Origin of the sequence: Dyadobacter pollutisoli (assembly GCF_026625565.1) — a bacterium.
Lineage (GTDB): Bacteria > Bacteroidota > Bacteroidia > Cytophagales > Spirosomataceae > Dyadobacter > Dyadobacter pollutisoli.
On record NZ_CP112998.1, the window covers coordinates 2932199 to 2957510 of the forward strand.

Annotated in this window: 16 protein-coding genes; 3 read left to right on the forward strand and 13 right to left on the reverse strand. The window is 45.4% G+C overall.

The annotated features are described in order from the left end of the window. Positions 1-87: 87 nt before the first annotated feature. Entirely contained in the window at positions 88-588 is a 501-nt protein-coding gene (locus ON006_RS12130; RefSeq protein ID WP_244820052.1) for a DinB family protein, read from the forward strand. Here ON006_RS12130 and ON006_RS12135 read toward each other — a convergent pair. The 4 genes from ON006_RS12135 to ON006_RS12150 all read right to left on the reverse strand — a co-directional run bounded on the left by ON006_RS12135 (position 585) and on the right by ON006_RS12150 (position 9060). After that, a complete protein-coding gene (locus ON006_RS12135; RefSeq protein WP_244820053.1) occupies positions 585-1580 on the reverse strand; it encodes a bestrophin family protein in 996 nt (331 codons plus the stop codon). The genes ON006_RS12130 and ON006_RS12135 overlap by 4 nt on opposite strands. Before the next feature lie 224 nt (positions 1581-1804). Continuing rightward, positions 1805-2188, reverse strand: a complete 384-nt coding sequence (locus ON006_RS12140) for a hypothetical protein (RefSeq protein ID WP_244820054.1) — start codon at positions 2186-2188, stop codon at positions 1805-1807. A gap of 85 nt (positions 2189-2273) precedes the next feature. Further along, positions 2274-5582, reverse strand: a complete 3309-nt coding sequence (locus tag ON006_RS12145; protein WP_244820055.1) for a glycosyl hydrolase — start codon at positions 5580-5582, stop codon at positions 2274-2276. Between the two features lie 25 nt (positions 5583-5607). Continuing rightward, a complete protein-coding gene (locus ON006_RS12150) occupies positions 5608-9060 on the reverse strand; it encodes a ThuA domain-containing protein (protein WP_244820056.1) in 3453 nt (1150 codons plus the stop codon). A 223-nt stretch (positions 9061-9283) separates the two neighbouring features. Here ON006_RS12150 and ON006_RS12155 point away from each other — a divergent pair, with 223 nt between their 5' ends. Continuing rightward, complete coding sequence (locus ON006_RS12155) at positions 9284-10009, forward strand: NUDIX hydrolase (RefSeq protein WP_244820057.1); 726 nt, start codon at positions 9284-9286, stop codon at positions 10007-10009. 404 nt (positions 10010-10413) lie between these two features. Here ON006_RS12155 and ON006_RS12160 read toward each other — a convergent pair whose 3' ends face one another. The 6 genes from ON006_RS12160 to ON006_RS12185 form a co-directional block, all read right to left on the reverse strand. Beyond that, the gene (locus ON006_RS12160; protein ID WP_244820058.1) at positions 10414-10899 is read right to left on the reverse strand and encodes a DUF4974 domain-containing protein; all 486 of its coding nucleotides are present in this window, start codon (positions 10897-10899) and stop codon (positions 10414-10416) included. Between the two features lie 92 nt (positions 10900-10991). Beyond that, positions 10992-11582: a Crp/Fnr family transcriptional regulator gene (locus tag ON006_RS12165; RefSeq protein ID WP_244820059.1), complete on the reverse strand. Its 591-nt coding sequence runs from the start codon at positions 11580-11582 to the stop codon at positions 10992-10994. A 153-nt stretch (positions 11583-11735) separates the two neighbouring features. After that, on the reverse strand, positions 11736-12083 hold the full coding sequence (locus tag ON006_RS12170; protein WP_244820060.1) for a hypothetical protein: 348 nt from the start codon (positions 12081-12083) through the stop codon (positions 11736-11738). A 624-nt stretch (positions 12084-12707) separates the two neighbouring features. Continuing rightward, on the reverse strand, positions 12708-15980 hold the full coding sequence (locus ON006_RS12175) for a DUF6443 domain-containing protein (protein ID WP_244820061.1): 3273 nt from the start codon (positions 15978-15980) through the stop codon (positions 12708-12710). A 95-nt stretch (positions 15981-16075) separates the two neighbouring features. Beyond that, positions 16076-19837 carry a T9SS type A sorting domain-containing protein gene (locus ON006_RS12180; protein WP_244820062.1) on the reverse strand — a complete coding sequence of 1254 codons (3762 nt, stop codon included), beginning with the start codon at positions 19835-19837 and terminating at the stop codon, positions 16076-16078. A gap of 375 nt (positions 19838-20212) precedes the next feature. Further along, entirely contained in the window at positions 20213-21073 is an 861-nt protein-coding gene (locus tag ON006_RS12185; RefSeq protein WP_244820063.1) for a sugar phosphate isomerase/epimerase family protein, read from the reverse strand. A gap of 46 nt (positions 21074-21119) precedes the next feature. On the opposite strand from ON006_RS12185, the gene ON006_RS12190 reads away from it, so the two are divergent. Continuing rightward, a complete protein-coding gene (locus ON006_RS12190; protein ID WP_244820064.1) occupies positions 21120-21314 on the forward strand; it encodes a hypothetical protein in 195 nt (64 codons plus the stop codon). Between the two features lie 281 nt (positions 21315-21595). On the opposite strand, the gene ON006_RS12195 is transcribed toward ON006_RS12190, so the two are convergent. From ON006_RS12195 to ON006_RS12205, 3 genes are read right to left on the reverse strand one after another with little or no spacing between them, the layout of a single operon-like run. Next, complete coding sequence (locus ON006_RS12195) at positions 21596-22084, reverse strand: hypothetical protein (protein WP_244820065.1); 489 nt, start codon at positions 22082-22084, stop codon at positions 21596-21598. Further along, complete coding sequence (locus tag ON006_RS12200; protein ID WP_244820066.1) at positions 22084-22629, reverse strand: hypothetical protein; 546 nt, start codon at positions 22627-22629, stop codon at positions 22084-22086. Before ON006_RS12200 ends, ON006_RS12195 begins: the two co-directional genes overlap by 1 nt. After that, complete coding sequence (locus ON006_RS12205; protein ID WP_244820067.1) at positions 22626-25307, reverse strand: hypothetical protein; 2682 nt, start codon at positions 25305-25307, stop codon at positions 22626-22628. Before ON006_RS12205 ends, ON006_RS12200 begins: the two co-directional genes overlap by 4 nt. Between the last annotated feature and the right edge of the window lie 5 nt (positions 25308-25312).

Consider the following 25312-nt stretch of genomic DNA (forward strand, 5'->3'; position numbering starts at 1 on the left):
AAGCGCCTTTCAAAGCTTACTCTTCGCTTTTGGCATAGGGTTTGAAGTAAAAAATCAAACGAACGCCAGCCAAAACAATAACAAGCTATGAAATTACAGGATGTTTCCATCGAAATTCTGGGCCAACTCTCTGAAATGACGGAACAATTTTCGCAGGAAGAATATACGAGACCATTGGACCTGCTATCTGCCAATTCTGTCGGCCGTCATTTACGGCACATACTCGAATTTTACGATCTCGCTATGCGGGCAAATCGCACCGGAAAACTCAACTACGATAAGCGGGAACGCGATCTTTCATTGGAAAATGACCCCAAACAGGCGGTTGCCAAGATGAAAGAACTCATCGTTCTGATGCGCGTCCTGAATGATGATATGGTACTGAAACTAGAAGCCTCCTACTCTGCCGACGAACGAAATGACGTCAAGATCACGACCACTTTTTACCGTGAATTACTGTACAATGTCGAACACGCCGTGCACCACATGGCGATCATGGCGATCGCGGTGAAGGTCGATTTCAGGCATATCCGTCTGGCCCCGAATTTTGGCATCGCTTATTCGACGGTGAAGTACCAGCAAGCCTAGAATAGTACGCCGAGATATGGCTGCAATTTCTCTGGACGCTCGTCATCTTCCAGCATGTCTTTGAGATCAATTTCGATGTTTCGGACGATGGTACCAACCGGAACGTCGTTTAACAGGCCTTCGAATGGGTTTTCACTGATATCGCCAACATATTCCATGAACATAAAAACCCACGAAACGATGAGGTTGAAGGGTATCAGCAGGAACATGTATTTTTCGCCCAGCTCGACAAATTGCGGCAGCAACCCGAATGGAAGGAGCGTCATGAATACAAAAATGAAGAGGTTTGAAGTCGTCGCATACTGACGTGGAAACGGCGTATTTTTGATCCTTTCACTCTTGCCCTGCTCGTCGTACAGACTAGAAATCAGGTTTTGTAAAGCAACGTGCTGGAATGCGTCGATCCGTCCATCCTTTCTCAATTTTGCAAGATGCTGAGATTGCCGGTCCAGCAATTGGGTGGACAAATTCTTCCTGTCTTTCAGGCTGTCGAGTTCATGTTCAGGCAAATGCCGCCCTATTTCTGCATCGCTGGCAGGCTGGGATTTATGCAGGGCGTCGCGCTGCCGCTTGCTGGCGCGGTCTTTATGCTCCCAGGCTGTACGCTGGGCCATTGCGTTTTTCAGCGCATAAAGCCAGGCAATGTGCCGGTAGATGATGATTTTAACATCGTTGCTTGCTTCAATGGACTCTGGCGCACTGGCGGTATAGGCTCGCAACGCAGCACCAAACGACCTGCTATGGTTCGTAATCGCGCCCCAGATCTTGCGCGCTTCCCAGCTTCGGTCGTAAGACTGATTATTTTTAAAACCAACAAAAAAGGCAGTAGCGGTACCGACCAATGACACCGGCAACCACGGGATAGCAACCCACGTCCAGTCAAGATAACTATAAACAAAAATGGCCACGGAGCCGGTAAATATTGAAAACAAGACCATTCGCCACGAATAGTAGTAGACAATTAACGGTGATAGATAGCGATTTACGTACATAATTTCAATTCAGGTTTGGTGAGTTGTTAGTTGAAACTATTTTCAATGAAGGATTTAAAGATAACATACAAATGCTACGCCTTGTAAACTTTACCCCTCACCAATTTCTTCCTAAACTTGCCGATCTCGACATAATCGTTAACCCTGAAAACGAAATGTTGCAACCAAACAGAAAACGTTTCTGCTCAATTGCAACATTCACTTATTTTTAAACCACCACAAACCTACTGCTTGATCCGCACTGCCGTCGCATCGAACATGCCGCTCATGACCGAACCTTTCAAATGGTCGTCGTCTACTTTCGCCAGGTCCAGGCTCACATCTGTTCCCTGCGCTGTGAAGTACAATGTCATTTTGTCCCCTTCTTCTACTACGCTCGTAATCGGAAGCGCCTCTGGATTTGCACCCGTCGGATCTTTCAACTCGCCAGTCAGTTTGCCGTCTTTTCTAACCAGCTCGGTCACCAGCTTGGAGTCACCATTTGGGGTCCCTAATACCGAAACCTCCCATTTCCCAGCGAAGAAATCGCTTGTTGCGGCGGTTTGAGCATGTCCCTTGAAGGACATTACTGAAATAAAAACGACGAGAATAATAGCTGCTTTTTTCATTGCTTTTTGATTTATAAACTGAAACATTATTTGATTACGAATTTGATTTACAAGACATTATTCACGTCAGCATCCGTGTACTCCCTTATTTTGCCGCTGCTGGTTTTACTTCCAGCACGCGTACCGGCCCGATTAATCCCGATGGTAGCAGTGGCGAATCCGGTTTGTAAAAAGGCATGGTCGTGAAAGTAATTTTATTGGTTACCCCAGGCTGTGCATCACCAATCAGGCGGTTCACCCAAAGGTTGGTCACTTTAACCGAAACGGCATTACTTCCTGATTTCACGGCACTGGTAATGTCGATTCTGAAAGGCTTCTTCCATAATGTACCCACACCTTTTCCATTCACGGTAACCTCAGCAATGTTCTTCACATCGCCCAGATCAAGGACATAGGAGGCATTTTTAGCAACAGCTGGCAGCGTGATCGTATTTTCATAGGTGGCAGTACCTGAGAAATATTTGATTCCAGGATCGGCATTGTCGGAAAGCGACGCTAATGCATTTAATGTGGCCTGCGCCGGGGCTCCCCTGCCTTCCTGAAAAGTTAGTTTCCAGTCACCTTTCACCATAGCCACTTCCGATTCGGAAATTGTCGGCTTGGTATATGAGGTAATTGTTGTTTTACCTTCAAAAACGATAAAATATGCTTCCCACGACTCGAATTTGACCGGTATGATCGTGCGGCCATCTTTGATCTGATACGAAACCTTCTCCATTTTACCAGTTTGCGGATGCCATAACCGAGGCACTTTACCGGTTATCCGAAAGCTGACAGTAGCCTCATTGGGACTGTCGCTGCGGTTATCCAACCAATACAGATCAGTATCCGCAGTTTGGCGGTGTACATACAGGATCTTCGATTTGGCACCAGAAATATCAACATCCTTTTGAATGTTCATTTCACTCAGTACCGCTTCCACCGGTTTGGTAGAAACATTCGGATTACTCCATATCTTGTTGACCAAAGCAGTAAATTCCGCCGCATTGTCGCTCATACTGGGCGACGCTTCGGGCCTTGTACCTGTCACTTTCATTCCCGCAGCCACTAGCTCACCCAGTTTTGTCAGGACAGGCAATGTCATGTTTTTAGCCGTAGAATCAAGTACCAGCAATCGGTACTGCTGACCGCTCGTTGCTACTATTTTTCCACCTTCTATTTTGATCGCGTTCTTAATGACTGTCGCATTGGCAAAATCATATTCATAACCTGGTACCGAGGGTAATTTTTGAGCAAATACCTGCGTGATGTTGTTATTCTCGCCATAGTAGTAAAGAATGTCCACTACCGGCTTGCCCTGCTGCAAAAGGTAGCAGCTGCGAGCCAGGTAGTCCGTCCATACTTTGGCTTGTTCGGCCCAGGTTTCCTGACGGGTGAAATACTGCCCGAAAGGGCCCAGCGAAAGGCCTGGTTTCTTATCATCCAGCGGCTGATGTACAGAAGTATGCACTACAAACCGGTTCAGTCCCGACGCCATTTCGAGGTCCGCTGTACGTTTCAGCTTTTCAGGATGCCAGCTGAATGCATTGCTGATAGAAGTCATGGATTCGGCGGCCACCAGATTTTGGCCATAAATATGCGCCACCGATGCTGCTTCGCGAATGTCTGCTTCGCTCCTTACCTCTTCGTCTGCGCCGCCCGCCAGGCTACCCGGCGTCCACATCGCGGACATAGGGATATCGGCCTTGCGTTTCACGTCCATTCCGTCGGCCAGAAAAATCCGTCCATTCTCGTGCGATTCCGTATAGCGTTTCATGCCGCGTCTGTGCAATGCATCACCGATCACTTCATAGTGGTTTTCAACGATCAGCTCGCCAATCGTTTTGCGAAAATCCCATAGGAATTGCTCACTGGCTTCTGCACTTTGTACTACCCGCCCCGTCAGCACCGGAATCCAGGGCGTGATCTCGTAGCCCCGACGTTTCTTAAATTCTTCGGGCATACCCTTCGTCCAGGTCATGTGCCCTGCTTCGTAACTATCGAGTACCATGTGGCTGAGGCCCTGCGCGCCCATCTGGCCGCCGGTCGCATCCTTGTACATGTCCAGGTAGGTTTCAATGTATTTGCTGACAGCTGTTTTGTCCAGCTTATCTACTTCCAGCCCGGTCGCTTCCGGAGAAGCCGGGTGATTTTGCCTTCCCGTAATGGAGTAACCCATGCGCATTACCACCCAATTCCCGGCGGGGGCTGTCCAGTTCAATGTCCCGTCAGCCTCCATTTTGGAAGTCAGATCGATCACATCCGTGGTCGGAATCGCATCGGCGTCTTTCCTGACCAAAGTATGCGTACTTTCTTTCCAGGGCACAAAACCTGCTTTTTCTTCAAAAAGATCTACGCGATCGGTGTTATACAACACAATTTCAGCGACATTAACCCCCTCGGGCTTGGGTGTGCCTCCACCGCCTCCAAACATTTCGGCAAACGGGTTACCCTGCGGCGCCAATGTCTTGAATGCAAACCGGAAATATTTCGCAGTTGTCGGTACAATGCTCATCGTATTCTGAGGGACAATACTGCCTTTGATCATCACCACGTCACGGAATGTTACACCGTCATCGCTCACCTTCAATGTCCTGTTGTCCGGGTTACCTCTGAACTCGGCCAGTGCGCCTCCGCTGCTCGCTCCAACAATGGTAAATGCTTTCACAGTTTGCGGACTTTCGAACTCATACTGGATCCACATATCCTGCCCGATTTCCATTGGTGGCAATGCAGCTGTCTTCGCCAGATCACCGTCCGTCAGGTCGGCGAGGGCGAATGTGCCGCCGCTGGATGTGATTTTTGGGTTCAATGTAGCCAATGACTTTTCCGCAGCTGGTACCCGGTATGCAATCACCGCGGCATCCGCATAGTAGGTAGGCAGTGGCCCCACCGGCCCGCCGAGCGTACTGCCGCCCATTGGTACATTCTGAAAACTGCCGGTAGTATTCGCTGGCTGCGGAAGTTTGCCCGAAAACGCCTGCCCACCGGCAACCTTAGTTTCTGTCCAAACATACTTTTTCATCGCGTCGCTCGCAGGTACCCACGGACCACCTGTTACGCTCCACCCGGGAGACGCGGCGATGGTCATTTCGAGTTGTAATTTTTTGGCAAGATCGGTCGTGTGCTTAAATGCGTCCTTCCATTCGGGTGTCATAAACACCAGTTTTTTCGGGGTGACCTGCGGCGTGAAAAGGCTCGCATCGAAGTTCTGAAACCCGCCGATCCCGACGCGGTCCATCCATTCAAGATCTTTGGTAATTCCTTCTTTGGTAATGTTTCCGTTCATCCAATGCCACCAAACACGTGGTTTGGCGGCATTGGGGGGGCTTTGAAAACCTCTTTCGAGAGAGGAGGGTTGTTGTGCAAGGGCAAAAGCCGGAATCATCCAGGCCAGGATAAAGATTTTTTTCATTCGAGATCAGTTTTAATGTTAACCCTCACTTCGCATCAGAACCAAGGACAAATTCCGACCCTATCAGGATCATCAGAGAACGTTCCTCGGCTTTTGGGTTGACAAAGACGACATACACATCATGGAGCTTACCGTCCGCCTTGTCAGTCAATTTGAAAGGGACTGTCAATAGCGTTGGTGTAAAGTCCAGCTTGTCAGATGGTTCCAGGGGGGCAGACTCGCCGATCAGCTTGCCGGTAGGGCTGTCCATGTGGAGCTCTACCTTTCCGCCGGCAGCATTCAGCTGCGGCTTCGGTGCCATTGCCTGCAATTTCAGTGCGCTGATCGCATTCAAGTCGACCTGTTTGAGTAACATATAAGCACCTGATTTAGAGGCAATAGCCAAATTCATCCCGCTATTGGAAACCTTCATGATGTTTTCATAAGCATCATAATTATGCACATCGACCTTGGCATTTCTCAGTACAAATGACTGCTCCGATTTTAAAGAAGGAAGTACGCCTGCTCCTCCGTCTTCATAAGCTGCCCTCACAATAAATATACCTTTGCCCTTGTCTCCCGAAGGCACTTTTGCAGTGTAGCTGCCTTTCACCGGCAGTGATTTTTCCTTCGGTTTTTCGTTGGCAATGTTCAGGATGTATTTCACCATTTCTGATGCATCGGCGGCTGATAATTGCGGGTGCGCGGCCATAGCCGTTTCACCCCATACGCCGCCTCCGCCAGAGATCACCTTCTTCGTCAGCTTTTCTACCGCCGAATTATCTCCCTTATATTTCATCGATACCTCCTTATATGCCGGCCCGATCGATTTTTTGTCAATTGCGTGGCAAGCTTTGCAATCACTGGCCTCAATCAGTTTTTTTCCTGTGTTAAATGCCGCACTAGCATCAGCTGACCGGTGTCCCTGAGCGATGGCCACTTTGTCATAACCTTCGGCCAGGTAGTCAATATTGACAGCAACTCGCTCTGGATCAATCCCTTTACCTAATGAACCATCCTCCTTGTCCGATACTTTGATATCGTAGTTAAAAGATTTGTTCGCCGAATAAAACGATTTGTTGCTAGCAGGCATTTCCAGGCTGAGTACCGGCGGCTCGTTACCTACGGTGATTTCCATTGCCTGCGTACTTACACCACCTTTGCCATCGTTGACTGTCAGTGTTGCCTTATAAATACCCACTTTGGTAAGTGTAATATTGGCATCCTGGGTATTGATCAATTTGGTAAAACCATTCTTGGAAGTAATTTTCCAGGCATAGCTGAGCGCATCATTATCGGCGTCAGCAGTCCCTTTCGCACTCAGTCTGAGAGCCATTGGTGCGGCCCCACCCATTTTATTGGCGACCATTTGTAACTGTGGCTTGCGGTTTCCCCCATTATATTCAATGCGGATCAGCCGGGCGTCATCGTTGGCCGAAAACCAGCCAGTACCATATTCAAGCATGTACAGATCACCATTTTCAGCAAATTCCATATCCATTGGATTAGAGAATTTGTAGCTCGGCATAAACCGCTCCATTGAAACGTAATTACCCTCATGATCCATCGTGACCGACATAATCCAGCCGCGCATCCAGTCATAGGTAAGGATTTTGCCATTGTAGTAATTTGGAAAAGCATGCGGCGCATTCTTAAATGCATCAGTATAGAAAACAGGCCCTGCCATTGCATTTCTGCCGCCGGTACCTGTTAGCGGAAATTCTGGTGAAGCCCCATAAGGATACCAGATAAAGGCTTTCTGAGCCGCTGGAAGCACTTTTAACCCCGTGTTATTTGGAGAAGTATTGCTGGGCGCATTCGCGTCCCACTTTTCCAGTGATTTTTTATTGGCAAAATCGTACTTATTGTAAGCCTTATTGTCGCCTACAAAATGCGGCCAGCCGAAGTTCCCGGCCTTACGCGCCTGCCCTACTTCATCGTGACCTGCAGGCCCTCTGCTCGAATCCGGTTTGGCTGCATCAGGACCCACCTCTCCCCAATATACGTAGCTCGTTTTTTGGTCAACCGAAATGCGGAACGGGTTGCGATGGCCCATTGTGTAAATTTCCGGACGGGTCAATGGAGTGCCTTTCGGAAACAAGTTTCCATCAGGAATCGTGTACGACCCATCAGCTTGTGGTGTGATGCGGATGATCTTACCGCGCAGGTCATTGGTGTTAGCCGATGATTTTTGTGCGTCCCAGGCCATTCTGCCTTCCTGCTCATCGCTTGGGCTATAACCGTTGGAACCATGCGGATTGGTATTATCACCGGTTGACAAATACAGGTTTCCCGCTTTGTCCCAGGCGATGGAGCCGCCCGTGTGACAGCATTCCTCACGCTGGGTTGGTATTTCAAGAATTGTCTTTTTGGATTGAAGATCGAGTTCGTCACCCTTCAATTCAAACCTAGCCAATACATTTTTCGGCTCCTCAGGGATTGAATAGTAAAGATAGATCCAGTGATTTTGGGCGAAATTAGGATCTTTATTTAATCCCAAAAGTCCATCCTCACCAGTCGATTCTTTTCCTTCTTTATTTTTGTACTTTGTGCTTACTGGAATGGTAGCAATGGTTTTCAGTTCTTTTGTTTTGGTATTATAAAGCCTGACCTGCCCTTTTCGCTGAATAAAAAGGATGCGGCCGTCATTCAAAACGCTCAGTTCCATTGGCTCGTCCAGTTTTTCCTCTAAAACGACTTTTGTAAAACGATTTTCTTCCGGTCTCGCTTTGGTAAAATCAACTGGTTTCGGAGCATCACCCCCTGCTGTGTATTTAATTCCCGCAAACAGATGGTTCAGGAAAAGCGGTTCCGAGAACGTCTCGTCGGTATGGCCCATGGCTGTATAAAACGAGCGGCCACCTTCGAACTCCTGGTACCAGCCCATCGGATGAAAATCGGGGTTTTTTCCGCCTATGTAGCTCTTTTCATCAATTTTCAGGACAACCTTTATTTTGGGAGAAATGTCTTTAAAGCTATAAAACTCATCCGTCCGTTCAAATTCGTCCGGCATTCCCTTTGTAGCCCAATGGTTTTTCTCAGTAACGATGAACTTGCCTTTCTGCACATTGCTAGGCGTCATCGGATGGTCGAGAAAATACGCACCGGCCAGTTTTCCATACCACGGCCAGTCGTATTCCGTATCCGTAGCCGCGTGTATCCCTACATATCCCCCACCCGCCTGGATGTAACGCTCGAAAGCCGTCTGCTGCTCATTATTAAGGATATCGCCCGTCGTATTCAGAAAAATGACGGTGTTGAATTTTTTCAGGTTCTTTTCAGTGAACTGCGCAGCGTCTTCGGTAAAACTGACACCAAAGCCTTTCTCCTTTGACAATTTGAGCAATGCTTCATTACCTGCTTTGATCGAGGCGTGCCTGAAAGCAGCCGTTTTACTAAATACCAGCACATTGAATGCAGGAGTTTGAGCCTCAGAGGAATGGAACACCAGCCACAAACCCAAAGACAGCACACTGATGAGCAAAGATTTTACTTTCATCGGAATAAGTACGTTTAATTCAGTCGGACAAAGCTATACTTATTTTATTTATTGTCTAAAAATTAGACAATAAATATTTTTCTATTATACATTTGTATAGTACTAGTTACTCTGATAGCGGTTTTGAGGGGTTCAGGGGAGTATTAACAATCCACCGGACGCCTTTGTAGTTTTGTCAGTATCATGAGAAAGTATATTACCATCATCCCTAGAACCCTTCTTTATGCGTAGTCCCAGTGAAGAGAATTACATTCAGCAGCTTTCCATTGACTGTGTTATTTTCGGATATCATGACAAACAGCTTAAAGTACTGGTACCCAAGCTCGTTTTCAAAGGGGATTTCTGTGCGTTGCCGGGTGGTTTTATTTATCAGGAAGAGGACATTGACATAGCTGCTCACCGGATTCTTCAGCAGCGGACCGGGATCAGTGAAATATACCTGGAACAATTTTTCACGTTTGGTAATGCGACCAGAAACAGCCTTGAATTTATCAATCGGCTTATTGACCTTAATTCCGATAAATTGACCTCCGAAGGACATCATAGAAGAGAGTATGACTGGTTTACAAGACGGTTTGTTTCGATCGGTTATTATGCACTGGTGGACATTAACAAAGTAGTCCCTCAAAAAACAGATCTGGATGAGTCGATCGAATGGTACAATATCAATGACCTGCCGGAAATGATTATCGACCATAACGCTATCGTGGCCAAGGCCCTGGAAACGCTTCGTCAGAATCTGGACGAAAAACTGATCGCATTCAACCTCCTTCCCGAGACATTCACCATGCGCGAAGTCCAGGAACTCTATGAAACTATTTTTGACAAACCATTCGCACGTAATAATTTCCAAAAGATGATCCTGGACCTGAATGTGCTGGAACGTCTCGAAAAGAAGTTCACCGGCGCAGCCAACAAGGCCCCGTATCTGTACCGGTTTCGGAAATAAATGCTTTGTTACAACTTAAATCCCTTCCAGAACAGAAGAAAAGAAACGGAGAAATTCAGGTAGGGCTCATTACTCCCCTATCTCAGCGAAAAACTTTTGTAGTTCCAACTCAGGCCAAAGTGATAGCCGACCCAGGCATTTGTGTTCTTATTTACATTAAAACGAAAAAATCCTTTGTCAGAAAAAGACTGATAATCCGTTTTATATTCTTTTTGTTTGGAAGAAAACAAGGAAAATGACGGGCCTGCATTCAATGTAAATCGTTTACTGAGTTGAAGATCCAATCCGGCTTGAAAACGATAAAGAATCGGTCGGGTTTTCCATGCACCGAGGTAAATTTTCTGAAACGTCGCCTCGGTGTTCCACCGCCCAGCTGTAAACCGCTCATATTCCTAAGACTGACATTACCTGCAAAGGCTAACTGCGCCGCGCAGGCGAAGCTTAAAAACACCTCCATCGTCCGTCAACGCGGAAACCAGCTGTTCCATGGAATACACGCTGGCATAATCCACCTCCTTGCCCGTTTCCCCATCCAATACCCGACCATAAATCTGGTAATACTTCTCTTTCTGCGCTCTTTGAATAATGACATAATCTCCTTTTTCCTTATAATGAAACCTCCCCGTCAGCAATGCATCCAAAACCTGGGTAACGGAGCCGGATTTCACAAAACTGGCAACAAGGCTGTCGCTGGAAATAATGTCGCTGTTGTAACCGAATGCAAAGCCACCCTGCTTTTCAATCAATTTCAGTATTGCAGAAACGGATTGGTTTTTAGCAGACACGGAAACGTTCTTATCCAGTAATTTTTGCGCATGACATCCCGGCGCAAGGAAAAATGATGCTCCCAATGTCAATACCAATAAAAAACTCCATGCTTGCGACCTCATCAAATGGCTGTATGAGGGCAAATTTGGACTTTTAATACGGGCTATCCTAGCAGGTTTCGGTCCGGAACCTGGAAAATCATTATCTCCCTTGTTTATGTTAAGGTCATTCTCTGGGAAGCTTTGTTTTGAAATTGCTTTCTGATTTTAGAAAGCGTGTCAGGTGTCATGCCAAGAAAACTAGCCTGGTGCCTTATTTGCACTTGTCCTCCTACAAGCGGAAATTCATCCAGAAACTTCCGGTACCTTTCTATACGCAAAAGCGTTCTGGCCGAATCGTTATAATGAGCGTATCTGTATAAAAAGCTGCCTTGTAAGTCGTTGATAGTCTGCCTAAATTCAGGAAATCCATCGCATAATTTGCAGTAATCTTCTTTATAGATTTGCATAACGATCGAGGGACATGCTGCCACCAGGCAAATATCAGAAGGAAGGCCATGGAATACGCTCAGCGCGGAGTAAGCAAGATCACCAGCCGAATAGAACCATCTGGTTACTTCGATATCATTATGACGAATGTAGCTTCTCATAACCCCTTTTTTTACAAAATACAGACTATCCTGCATCTGATCAGGGTAGAAAACGGGGGCGCCTTCGCGTAGGTCCAACGAAACAGCTTTACGCTCAAAAGCATCGAACAGCGGAGATTGTGTATTAAAATCGAAGGAAGGACGGGATTTTTTCATGAGTCAAAAGTTTACCTTATGACGGGGTTTTGTTTTGGAAGTAACGTGTGTGGCGATTTTTATTTTTTTGGGTGGGGATCTCCTGGGACGGGTTAAACCCAAATCGAACTTTCCCTGTCGATTAATCAGACATTTTCTATCTCAATTTTTCGCCTAAAATATAGCCTCTTCGTCTCGTTCCAATAGTTGATTGAAGAAGTCCTTTTTGTTGCAGAGCTCATCAAAGCATAGAAGATTCAGATAGTCAACATGTATATCATCGACATTAATATTGATAAACCAGTTTTCAGGCACTTCATTGTTGGAAATAGTAAATATTTGGAACGGAAACCAACTGAGTCGGCCATTCTCATCCACCAAGAAATGTAGATTATTTGATCCTTTAAAAGTCAGCATCCCCATTACAGTATATTCTTTTCCGGTGCAAAGCCCGAAATCGAAATCATTGGGGATATTGTCAGGAACGTTAGAAGGGGCATTGAATTTGCAAATTACTTTCATATTTATTTTGGGTTTGTCTTAACCCATGACAAATTTGAATATGTCAAAGTAAATGAATAAGGAGAAACCTCACCCCATTTATCTGACATTGGATCGACCGACTACCACCATCGCACCACTTTTAGCTCACGCGGACGACTGGTTTTCAACAAATAAGCCAAAGAACTTTTAATCTGACCAAAGATACATTTTTCTTTTTTCACTAAGATTCTGATTCGTTTTGTGGTTAAAATTCTTTGATCGATGATAAATTGCCAATATCAATGGCATTATTATTTTTCATATAATTGAAGCGATACGTCAACCGTGTCTGCCTTGTTAATTCGGCGACCTCTATTTAAAATTAGCCTGATTGTTGAGTCATTTAGGATGAGATATCCGTCAAGGCGATTTTTGTCCTCAATGTTTTTAACTATTTTCTGATTTCCTTTTTTGTCAGTATAAATAATCTGAACAAAATCTCGTGATATAGGTGATTGAATGAATGTAATATCAAGAGCGGTTTCGTTAAAATAAATTTTAGCGAGGGGCCTATTGTCACCAGCGAGCCATGGATAGTTTAATAAGAAGACTACTGAGAAGATCAAGAGAAAACATGATACAAGCACGACTACAAACAATTTTTTACCTTTCACGATTATGCCGGTTAAAATAATTAAATCCATTTTTAATAAATCGCTGATCTCTTGGATCATCGCCGTAGGGAGGTAGCGGCACTAAGGATGGCATGCTGACCGCCGAACCTGGCACAGTGATCCATTTATAGTTTTGCCATTCAGCCATTGAGGTCCCCCCTCTGATCTGCGCTACGCCTGCCTGCTCTAATAAAAGCCTTTCGTTAAATCCTGCCGCCCTGCCTAGGACTCCATAATGATGATTACCTATATCTTGTGCCTCCATTTTGTTCCCCTCAAACACAAATTTAGTGTTATCTCCTAAGCGATTTACCAAACCAAAAATTGTGTTCGCCCGATTTTTGTAATCCCATTCTGCACCATTTTTTACCTTGTTATAATATTCTACCAAACCCATTCCTTCTGCCTCAGAAGAATTTTCTTCTAAGATGTTCGAGTAGATTTTGTCTACATTGATTCCGCTTCCTAGTTCACCCAATTTTTCACCGTTAGCAGAAGTATTGGTCTTTTTATCATAGTCTTTTTTATAATCTCTTGATGATTTTGCTCCTTCATGAAGGTAAACACCTTGGTCTCCATCGTTGTAGTTTCCAAGAACGGTTCCTTCTTCATTCACGTGTACTGAGAGCATTCCGTCAGGATCAATAAATCTGAACGGGTTGTTATTCCCGTATGCATAGGGGCTCCACCGACTTGAAACTTCGCTTAGCGGATCAACAGCGTTCCACCGCCCAAGCTCCGGCATATACATCCGCGCCCCATAATCGAGATACCCACTGCCGACTTGTAACTCCTTTTCATTATAAAGGTAACGGTTTACCAAATTTCTGGCAGCCGGAGTCTGTGTCGGAGTGTCCTTCGGAATAGCTAACCCAAAGGGATAATACTCTGTATTCTGTAAAATCTCCCCTTTCTCATTAAAAACAATCCTTACATTGCCCAAGTAGTCTTTAATATAATAGTTGAAGGTTAGTGAATCCGGGGTCAGTATCACTTGTCCTTCTGAGGTAGCCCCTCTTTTAAACACATTCGTGCCGTCATATTCAACAATGCCGGCGTACTTGGCTGTAAATGCATCGGTTGTGTTCACATATTTATGCTTGGCCCCTGATGCATCATAGTCGTAAGTAAATGCAGGATTGGCACCAACCGTAACGGTTTTAGGTAAGTTAAGGTAGTTATAAGTTAAAGTTGCTCCCCTGTTACCATCCGTAAGCATATTACCATCGGCATCATACAAATAATTGCTGTTACCACTCTTCACACCCGTATTATTTCCGGATGCATCGCCGACGGCCGAGAGCCGATTGCCGAGGTAAGTATAAGTCAGATTATCAACCGCAACACCACTGCGGGCCAGCGTGGTAATGTTTCCATTTTTATCATAGGTGATACCGCTTTCTATATTCGTATTGCCAAATATCCCGGTTGAGCCGGCCAGGCGGCTTGCTCCGTCATAGGTGAATTTTAAACCTGCTGAAAACGCAATCTCGTCTTTACCACGCCATGCCAGGGAATCGACGCTGCCGTTGCTATAATTAGCACTGTTCCGGTAACTGACATGGGTTGCATAAAATCGAACTTCGACTCCCGCAGGTTTGTAAACTGTTTTGGCATCTGTCTGCCAGCCACGGATATTGTTGGTATAATCGATCCGGCGACGGTACTTCGTACCGGTATTGTAGGAGTGCAGCCATTTACTTTGCAGTTGGCCCAGGTCATTGTACCTGTGGGCAACCGTATACACCTCTTTGGTTTTTGTTCCTGTTATAATTTTCTCTTTTACACTTAACATCCGGTCCGCATGATCATAACTATATGTGGCCAGGTGTGTATGGGTGACGGCCACGGAAAGGACCTGCTCCGTTTTTTGCTCTTCTACAACGGTTGCCAGGTCAAATTTGTATTTGATGGAAACACGCTCATACGCGGTCGCACCCAGGTCGTGCAATTGGCGCAAAAATTGAATGGGACGGTATTCTGCATCATAGTAAGTTACAGTTGAAAGCCAGCCACCGACCGCTCCGTTACCAGGCAGCATTCTTACCCTCCCACCGGTTCGCTGGCCTTTCACCTTTCCATTAAAACCCGGGTAGTAGGTCGCAGCAAAAGCCCATCCGGCAGGTTTTGAAAATGCATAGTCATCATAAAAAGTAATGGTCAACAAGTTAACTTCATTAGCTCCTGTTGGGGCTGTCTGGTTTAATGAATAGCCTGCCGTTACCGCATTATTTCTCGTTTCATGATGATTTGCAATTGCATTGACTGTTGTTACCCATTGTACCCTAGTATCTGTTGATGCTATTTCACCGGTTGCAATGGGCCTGTTAAGTGAATCATATTTTGTAAAACCCCACATATTTCTGGCCAGCTGGTTGGCATCACGGGACAAAGCAGGCCGGTCAAACTTATCATACACGATTTCAACTGCTCCGGCTCCCGGGGTTTGCTTCCTGACGATCCGGTTACGGGAATCGTAATCATACAAAAATGCATAATGTCCAAAATTGGCATCATCCTGAAACTTAGGCTGCAAAACACCTCTCAGCAATCCCAGGTTGTCGAACACATAATATGTATAACCGGTTGCGGGATCGTGCTTGCAAACCATTTGCCCCGCTTTATCCAAGTATTGGCTCGTAACAACACCTTGCTCGTCGGTATCCTGGACCTTTGTAAGGGTACCCGCACCATAAGTCCCATTTTGCGCAATGGTGTTGGCACCCACATTGTAATCATATCGTTTTACTTCGTTTGCCGTGTTGGCTGAATACTGTGTGGATGAACTGGCGCTCCTGTTACCTGGTGCACGTCCTCCGGTGGGTCTGTTTAGCGATTGTTCAAAGTACGTTTCGGTGAATGGCCTGTCCAGATCGGTGGCCGCAAATTTTTGAAGTCCGGCACTGTTAGTCGTGTACCAGTTACCCACAGCCGTTGGCGCGTTTGCATGATACGCTCCATTCCCTGCTGCAACATAAGGCAGGTAATCTTTTGCTTTTCTTCCGATGTTGTCATATTCGACGGGTTGGACAAGGTCATTACCAGTCGGGCTTTGCTTAACGCCTACGTTTTGCAAAGGACGTCCCAGACCGTCAATATACCGGACCTGGGTAACGACCTGGCTAACATCGTTTTCGTTAGCACCAGCTTGCTTGTAGATTTTCGAAATAATGTAGTTCTGGCTGTTAGTTTGCTGAGACCGCACTATGAATGGCGCCAGAAATCCCAGCAGCATGATTATGCTTTTATGAAAATGGTTCATTAGTTTTTCGATATTAATAATGTGTGTTTTTGGCTATCGGCGGTCAGCTATCGGCTGTCAAATCAGGTCGAAAGCCGACTGCCGAGAGCCGAAGTTTATTGCTTTACTACCCTGTGGGAGCTGATACTTCCATCCATGTACGTAATCAGGACCATATATAGCCCGGCTTGCAGCTTTCGGGTATTGATCTGTTTGGAAGCCGGAGCCTGGTGTGTCAATTTCCCCAAACTGTCATAGATTTTGACACTGGCGATCCTGCTCATATCATCGGTAAGCAAAGTAAGCTCATCCCCAATGGTTACGGGATTCGGGTACAGTGCAACGTCGCCTTCCTGACCGAAAACTCCGCTTCGGATACGGCTATACGTAAAGGTGGAATCAACATCTACCATTTTCAACCTGTACAGGTTTTCGCCTTTGGAAGGGCCGCCCTTAATTGGGCCATTATCCGTAAAGGAATACTCGTGTTCCGCATTGCTTTCACCTTGAGATGAAACGATTCCAAGTTTAAGCCATTGTTTACCATCGATACTCCGCTCAATTTCGAACCGGTCACTATTGGTTTCAAAACTTGTCGACCAGTTCAGTTTTACGATATTTTCCTGCTTAACGGCCTCAAAACTGATCAAAGTAACAGGAAGCGCCCCTTCGCCCAAAAGTGTCAGGGGAGGTGCGGCAATGCTCCCGATTGAGGCCATCGTTGAACAATCCACCGGTTGGCCTGCATAATTATAACAGTATGAAGCCCTTAGAGTACTCCAAGCCATACCATTTCCATTATTTACACTTTTTAACCGGCCAAAGGAATCATATAAGTAATGGAGTGACTTTCTGTTGGGATCGGTCACTGCATTAGGACCAAATAACCAAGTGCCGGTGTAAGTATAAGTCGTAATCTGAGCCATCTTGTGAGTCAATGCGATATCGTTCCGCATTGCATCTAAGAAACTCGGGATCATTAACTCATTAATTTCCCCATTACCCAATGCGCTCTGGTCAATTGCGGCACTAATTGTGTTATGGTCACTCCCAACAACCTTTGCCATTAAATAGTGGGATCTCGACCATAAAAAGTTTTCTTTCACGTCACCAGGCTTTTGCTGTTCGAGCAACGTCCCTCGTGAATCGTATTTGGTAAATTGTAACCTGGTCTCCAAAGCGCCAGGACCGTTTTGAACTTTCACTTCTTGTGGAACATAAATATTTGCTGATGGTGAATAGTAGGGTGTCTGCACCAGGCTTTCCTGGGTGCCTGCGACCGTAGTTTTAGTTTCAAAAACGGGCGCTATCATATGCTTGCTGGACATGGCAATACTTACCGGATCTGCCGCATAATCATGTGGGTATTTATAGGAAATTACCACAGTCTGCCCCTTGCTGTCTACTGAAGTCTCGGAAGCTATCAACCTGTTTGTCGCGTGATAGGTGGCCGTGGCCGCATTGACTACATTACCGCCCGTTTCATAATGGGTTGTGGTTTTGGTCTTTAGGAACGGATAATACGTGTAAACTAAGGAAGCAGTATAGCGGAGCGACGGATAATTCATCGTAAAAATCGGGTTGGGCACCATTTTGATCCGGCGCACATGGGAATTGAACCTGTTGATATCATCGTTATAAGCGTAGACCGCATCTTGTTTCAGGGAATTAGCACTATTATAGGATTGCTCCGATAATATCTGTCCGCGTTCCAGTTCCATACTGTTCATCTCATCTTCTTTCCAGAATTCGCCCACATTGACATTATCAGAGACCATGTTTTCGGCTGGTTTGTCGTGGTATCCATTGTCATAGTTCTTATACTTGTAAACACTATAACTGCCATCCAGGTCTACCTCCGCCACTTCCGAGTAGTTGATATGGTTGCTTCTATAGCCGCTGGCATTCAGAGGATCAGTACTATATTGGGTGTAGGTCATGTTGCCCTCGAAATTGGGTGCCCCGGGTGTCCCTGCGTATTTCGCAGGCGCTTGTACTGCGCCATTGAAGTAAGCGAAATGCATGGGTTCGTAATTTAAAACACCGCTCGAAGTCGCACCAGCCGCTGCATAATTGAGCTTGTAAAAGTATTTTTTCTCCGTGGCTTTGTGATTGAGATAATCATAGTGACTGATCCGCTTGATCCTTAACCCTCCTGTATATACGGCTCCGTTTGCATTCTCCTGAACCGATGCCGGCCAGTATTTTGCAGTACGGCCGTATTCATGGTTTTCAAATTCATATTCCGTATACCCGCCTGTCGGGTAGGTCACTTTTTGAAGTACTTCTGCTTTCGTGAAGTCGATATCGGGTTTACGGGAATCCAGATAAAGCTGTCGCGTAGCCGCATTGGTGAACATGTTGTAATAGTATATCGGATCAGAAGAAGTGATGTATGGGTTTTTGTTGTTGTAAAAGCCATAATCGTCGTTCTTGTAGGACAGATATTCCGGTAAGGCCAGTGGATTGTATTCAAAGCTGTAGGTAGGAATATTCTGTGGCGTATCTGACTCGCCTTTTAATCTAACAGAAAGCAGTTTTAAGCGGGTAGTGGCCAAATTCGTATAAGTAAATTCCACTTTCATCTTGCGAACCCCAACCGAGTTGGAAACCACAAAATTGTCCAGCTTGTTTGGAAACCGACCGGTTATCGGTGCATCCCTGATCTCCGGGTATTTGGTGAAATGGAACTGACTATGCAAATCTCCGGGCACAGCGCCACAATTGGGAAGAGGCGGATTAACCACATTGAAAGTATATCCCAATTGCTGATTGGCAATACTCCAGTCAAATTTGACTTTGCTAATGGGCGTTATAATTTCGTCCAGATAACAGGGATGATAAAGCGTGCTTTTGATGATCCTTCCTTTTGGTGAATTGTCATTATCGGCAAACTTCCCGGGCAAGATAATCTTATCGCTGACATAAGCTTCGCTGGTAATGTAAAATTTATCCCTTTTGTAATTTAAGTCAATCTTGTATCCGTTCGGAGATTCGATGGAGGTTAAATACCAACTGGTAGGGAGGGTGTTTTCGTCCTTCAAATCGAACCCGTTATAAACCATGCCTGGACGCGTAAATTCAATGGACTGATCGGTTCCTCCAAATGTGTATTTGACTCCCTGACTGTCGGTGAGCGTGAATTTATACACAAAATTGCGTTGCTTGATGATGTCCGTATAGGCTACTCCTGTTGCCAGGCATGAAAGCGGGAGCTGCGGCTCCGCCGGCATTGTGAATTCCTTATAACTAAGAGCAGGATCCTTTTGCACCAAAATATCTTCCCCTTGCTCGCTCTTTATGCGAAACACATCGGTATGGTCTATATAAAATTTACCAGTTCGCCCGCCAAAATTATATTGGTACTCATCATAGCGGCCTTCGGCATTTACGAAAACAGTTTGATTCTTCAGATGGGTTTGCATAGTTGCCGCCGACGACCAGTTTGGATCTTTCGTAGGATTGAAATTAACCGGGACCGGAACATTATTCGGAAAATTATAAGGAATCGTTCCTCTCGACACCCGAATGATGACACCGCCCGTATTCAACATCCAGCCATTGCCTGTAATTCCGGGAAATGCATCCGGTTTCGTGCCAATGGCCTGATGGTAGCGCAGGCTTAGATCAATATAAAGCTCTTTGTATGCTACTTGATAGAGTGGAATATTAATGTCGGGAGTACCCGTAAAATGGCTGACAGGAACATCGCCAAAAACACCAAATCCGGATGCAACAGGCGAAGCTGTGACCAGACTTCGGTTGATATACTGATTGGATTCAAATTTTTGCTGTGCATACAAGGTGTTGTAGAACGAGAAAATCAGTCCCACTGCTACTATTAAGGATTTTCGTGTGTGATGTTTTTTTAATGTCATTATAAAAATATTGTTGGAGGAGAATCAGAAGTAGATGCAAAGCTTCGCCATGAAATGAAATACCCATTTCGCTTTTTAATTAATTACTAATGAGTCAATTAGAAAACTATGAGAAGAGTTGAGAAGAAATCGTGGTTACCGGATCCACTGCAAACTTAAGAGAGCCAGGTGTAAATGGCAACCGCTACAAGACAGGAAATCATCCGCTGTCGCATAGTCTATTTGAATTATTTTGACATTCATTCGCAGGTAATTGCTTTCAAATGAGTCAATTTTTTCTGAGGATAGGAATCTATCAGAGGGGATTGTACCGGCAGGCAAAAAAAATGGTCAGACGATATTATAAATACCGTCTGACCAATGATACGTTCAAAACTATTTTTTCAGACTTTTCAAATAAGCCATCGTTTGTGGAACCTGTGTGGCGTAGCTTGGGCTCTCGTCTTCGATATAGTAATGCTCAATGCCTGATTTTTTAGCAGCTTTCAGTATCGCGGGAATGTCCAACTGGCCGGTACCCAATGCAACGTCATTCGTCACCGGTGTACCGCCCGACAGATTTCCTTCCACACCTTTGCGCAGGTCTTTCATGTGCATCAGTTTGAAACGCGTCGGGTACTTCGTGAGCAAGCCAGCAGGATCGCCGCCTGGGAAAAACGCCCAGAGAATGTCCAGCTCGAAGCTCACATAATTAGGGTCTGTTTTCTTGATAATGTAGTCCATCAATGTACCGTCCTCATGCTTTTCGAACTCGTAGCCGTGGTTGTGATAGCAGAATGTCAGACCAAACTCATCCTTCAATTTCTTGCCAATCGCATTGAAATCTGCAATGGTACTATCAGCCTTTTGGACTGTGAATGCGCCTTTATGAGGCACCCAGGCTACCCGGACAAACTTCGCGCCCAATGTTTTGGCGTTCTCTCCTACCTCCTTCGTTTTGTTCAATGCCTGCTCATAGCTCACACCAAACGAGGAACATTTCATCCCGCGCTCGTCAAGCAGCTTCCTGAGTTCGGCGGCAGTTTTTCCAAACAAACTCGAAAATTCCATGTCTTTGATCCCCAAACCTTTCAATGTGTCCAATGTAACGGCAGTATTTTTGGACAAACTCGAACGATACGTATATGACACCATTCCAGGCATCTCAGGAAAAAGTTGTTTTCCTTTCTGGGCAAGAAGCAAGTTGTTGCCGGCGGAGAAAACGAGCGCTGCTAGCAGCAGATTTTTGATTTTCATTTCAATTTTCAGGTTGGTTCCCGGTTGTCCGGTTATTGGTTATCGAATGGCAGGAACGCATTTTCTGTATTCCATTTATCCAAGACGAATTGAAACACCTGCTTCCCTGACCCGGGTACGGGAAGCTTTCAAATTAACATTATATCCTATTCCGGAGGATCAGCTTTCGCCGGGTTGGTACTACGCCATGCAGTTTTCCGGTGACCTGGAATCTGCAACGTCATCCGAAAAGCTTTTTTGATTTACCTGACCGAAATTCTTTATTTCACAAGTGGTTTGTAGAATTTGAGAGAGAATTTCCGTCTGAAATTTCAAGATACAATACCGAAGTCTGTAATCCAGATGGCGATTGCGCTAAGCTTATCATGTTGATTCCAAATTTATGCGCTTGTCATACTCAGATCAAAGAAGCCTTTTTATCAATTGATAATAACTTAAAAGCCAAGGGTTACTGAACCTTGACAACAAATTTCATTAACCATTACGTACTTGCTTTCACAGAGGCGCGATTTAACAACCACCTCACAACCCCGTTATCGTATACTGAATAGTAGTTGTGTAAGTTTTTACAGGTAACATGACCGACAAGCCGGTAATTTTGTACTGAACGGGAATATTATCTCGGCTTAAACCGAGGCCCAGGCTACCTGTAAAAAATGTCTGCGGCGATGTTGTAAGCTGAATGTAGTCGGTCCCGTTCGCGATGGTTCCGCTGCCGGTTCCGTTTCCCGTCCTTTTAATGGATAATAGCAATGAAGAATCCCAGTTGGAAGTAACGTTTTGATGCGCGCTGACAGAATATAAAAGCAAGGCCGTTACTTTCAGCATTGTATGCGATGCACTGCTTTCTTCAACATGGGTGTAATTGCTTCCAGCGCTGGTCAAACTCGAAGACAGACTGGTGACGGACCAGGTGCCGCCCGCAGGGGTACTGGTAGAAATGGCAATTGTCTGACAAAAACCAGAAGCACCGACGATCAATATCAGGAACAATAGTGTATATTTTTTCATCAATTGTCAGTCATTGTATAGCGTACCGTTACGTTCGAAGTCCCGCTTTTCACGTTAGCATAGTTCTGAATTTCCAGCGAATATGTCAATTTAAATCCACTAGTCCCATAACCGGTACCGGTATAGGCACCTTGAATATTGTCTATAAAACGTGTCGAAGTATTGGTCAGATAAGTGTTGCTGGTAACTGCACTTTTGCCGCCCGTAAAGCCGAGTCCGCTACCCACATAGGGCGAAACCACCAGTTTGAGCAATACGCCCGCTGGTAATGTCCCCACCAAATCTCCCCGAATACTCCTGGACGCCCCGGTCGCCACCGCCGAGGTAAAAATCAGCCAGTTGGAAGAATTGGAAGTTCCCGTACCCACCAAATCGCCGGCTTCGGTCGGAGCCGTCATCGTTAATGTAACATTGGGCGAACCCGACGGCAGGACGTCTATCAGTGCTACCGATGGCATGGAAATGCTGACATTCACAGTAGTCGAAGCTTGTCCCAGTGCGTCAAACCATTGATAAAAAAGTAATATGTATATCAGGTACTTCATTTTTTGACGGATACCTCAAAGTTCCTTTCGGAAAAATGGATTCTTTTTTCGTTCGGTCTTACCCTGAAAATAATGTCCATGGTTTTATCGATTTCAAGATGGAGCGACCGGTTGGCATCTTCAATAATGAAACGATCCTGGCTACCGGGAATGGATGCTGAAATGTTCCAGTTTCCGGGTTTCATTTCTTTAAATGAGAACTTTCCTTCGGGCGTCAGTTCCGTGAGAAAGCTAGTCGTTTCGTTAGACAATTTGATCAGGATTGTTGGTTTTTCGCTCAGTACCGACGATAATCCGTTTTGGCTGGGCTTTACAAAATCGACTTTCCCGATAATATTACCTGTTCTCGTAAATGGAATCTCAATCACTTTTACACTATCCGCCTTCACGTCAAGATACATCGGAATTCTGATGTTTGGTATGACCCCCACTTGCTTTGATTCATTTTGAACCACACTCAGATAGTAGCGGTCGGGTGCTATGCCTTTGAAATAGAACTCTCCCGTGCTGTCGGTCAGGAATTTGTGACTGCCCAGCTGAATCAGATTGCCTGTTTTGGAAAATCCGGTGCCGGTCAGTTTTCCGCTGACTGAACCTACGTTTCGCTTTCTCGACAGCGGCACATTCAATTTGAGCGCATATTTTAACGAGAAGAATAATGTGTTCTGACCCGTGTTCTCCATATTGGGAACATAAGAGCGACCACCCGCAACTGTAATCCGATGCCTTTTCAAATCGAGCAGCAGTGATGCATCAAGGAAGCTTCTTCTGACATACAGCTCGTCGGGTGCATAATTATTCCGGTACATGAAATTAACCAGCAGCTTTTGTCCGACATTGATCCTCACATTGCCTCCGTAAAAGAACAGATTTTCAACGATATTGGAAGATGAAAATTTACTGGTATGCTGATGTTGCAGGTATCCGCCAACCCAAATCCAGGGAAAAAACCGGACACTAGGCTGTACAAGGTTCGAAAAAGACTCTTTTTGAGCCGTGTTGTCGAAGACAAGGTGATTTCGGGAATAGCCGTACTGTCCCTGATAAAACAACGCAAATTTGTCGGAATCAAGATTGTAGGACAGGTTCCCGAAATTTTCGGAATAATGAAATGAAGCCGGCGCTTGCCTGTCTTGCCTCTCCTGAATTGAATAAAAAACAAGAAGCCTGTTTTGTTTATTAATCTGATACGACCCATAAGCCATATAGCTACGTTCCTTGGGTGAAATACTGTAAAAAGTTGCATCAAGACTTGGATTGACATCTGAGAAATTACTACCTAAACCCAGTGTCAGTTTTCTTGTAATGTTAATCCCGATATTGTTGCTGATCAGCAGGCTGTTGTGGTAAAATCCATAGAAATTCTTGCCGGCATAAATAAAGTTACTGGTCACCGTCACCCATTTTCGGGCTAATTGAAGTCGTGCGAAGACACCATAATCCGTTTTCTGTTTCGCGTTACCGGCAACAAGTTCTGTTTCAAAGCCGATATTCGCGGTTCTCAAACGACCGGAAATCCCCGCCAAATGAGTCCAGAAATTTTGCCTTTGAAATGTAACGTCCTTAGTCGCATAGCTGGCCCCTAAATTGAAAAACCGGCTCATTTTGTAAGTTACCTTACCTCCAAATGCCTGTTTCTGACTTTGGGTGAAGCGGGCCTTTTGATAAAAGACGGTATAGTCTAGTTTTTGGAATTGCTGCTCCAATTTGACCCCTCGGCCCAAACGGCCGAATTCCATCAGGTTGTTGAGTTGCAATACGTAATCTCCTGCCGAAATAACAGTGTTCTTTTTGTATTGATATTCCAATGAGTACTGGTCGTAACCTCCTGCTGCCGGGAAAATGATCTGGTTCGGGCCCCGAATTGTGAAATCGACATGATGCTTCTCTTTCTGATCAACATATCCTCGTCCAGCAGCAAAATACTGATAGGCAATCCGCGTGCTGCCCCCATATGTATAACTCAAATATCCGCCCCCGATTTCAGCCGGCAAACGGAAATAAGGGTCTATTTTCTTGACTTTGGTAGAAAAAACAGGAACCGAAACAACCCCATAAACATCTTTTGGAATGTCAGGAGAACCTACCGATAAGTCTGCCGATCTTTCCCAGGCATTTTTTTCTGTGAAAGGGATAATCTGCGACGTTGTGACATTGACCTGGGAATTAGGTGCCAGGATAAGGCTGTCTGTCACATTTTCGACAATGCCGTAGTTAGTCTTTACGGCAAATTTCTCTTGCTTATTTCCAGAGTTCCTCACCAGGTACTGAACACGCAAAGTATCACCCTCCTTGATAAATTCAGGCTGGGAGACGATAAAAATTTCAAGCTTCCTTATTTCCTGAATGCTGATCACTGCTGGGGTAGTAACGACCTCATTTCCCGATCTGATGGTAAAATCGATCCGAAAATCCCCTGCACTTTCACTTTCCGGCGTTCCGATCACAAAAAAATACCGTAGTTCTTTCTGGCCGGTTACCCGTTCCGGTCTGCGTTTGGAAAGTAATTTCCACTTGTCCGGAAGGGTAACCGATTCCTGAATTGAATCTAACAGAGGATCACGCGACGTTACGTCAAAAAACAAGGTAAAATATCCCCCGGGAGTTACTGGGCCCGGCGAATTTGATAACCTGACAAGTATTGGAGATTGCCCAAACCCGTCAAGATTGATCAGCATAATTA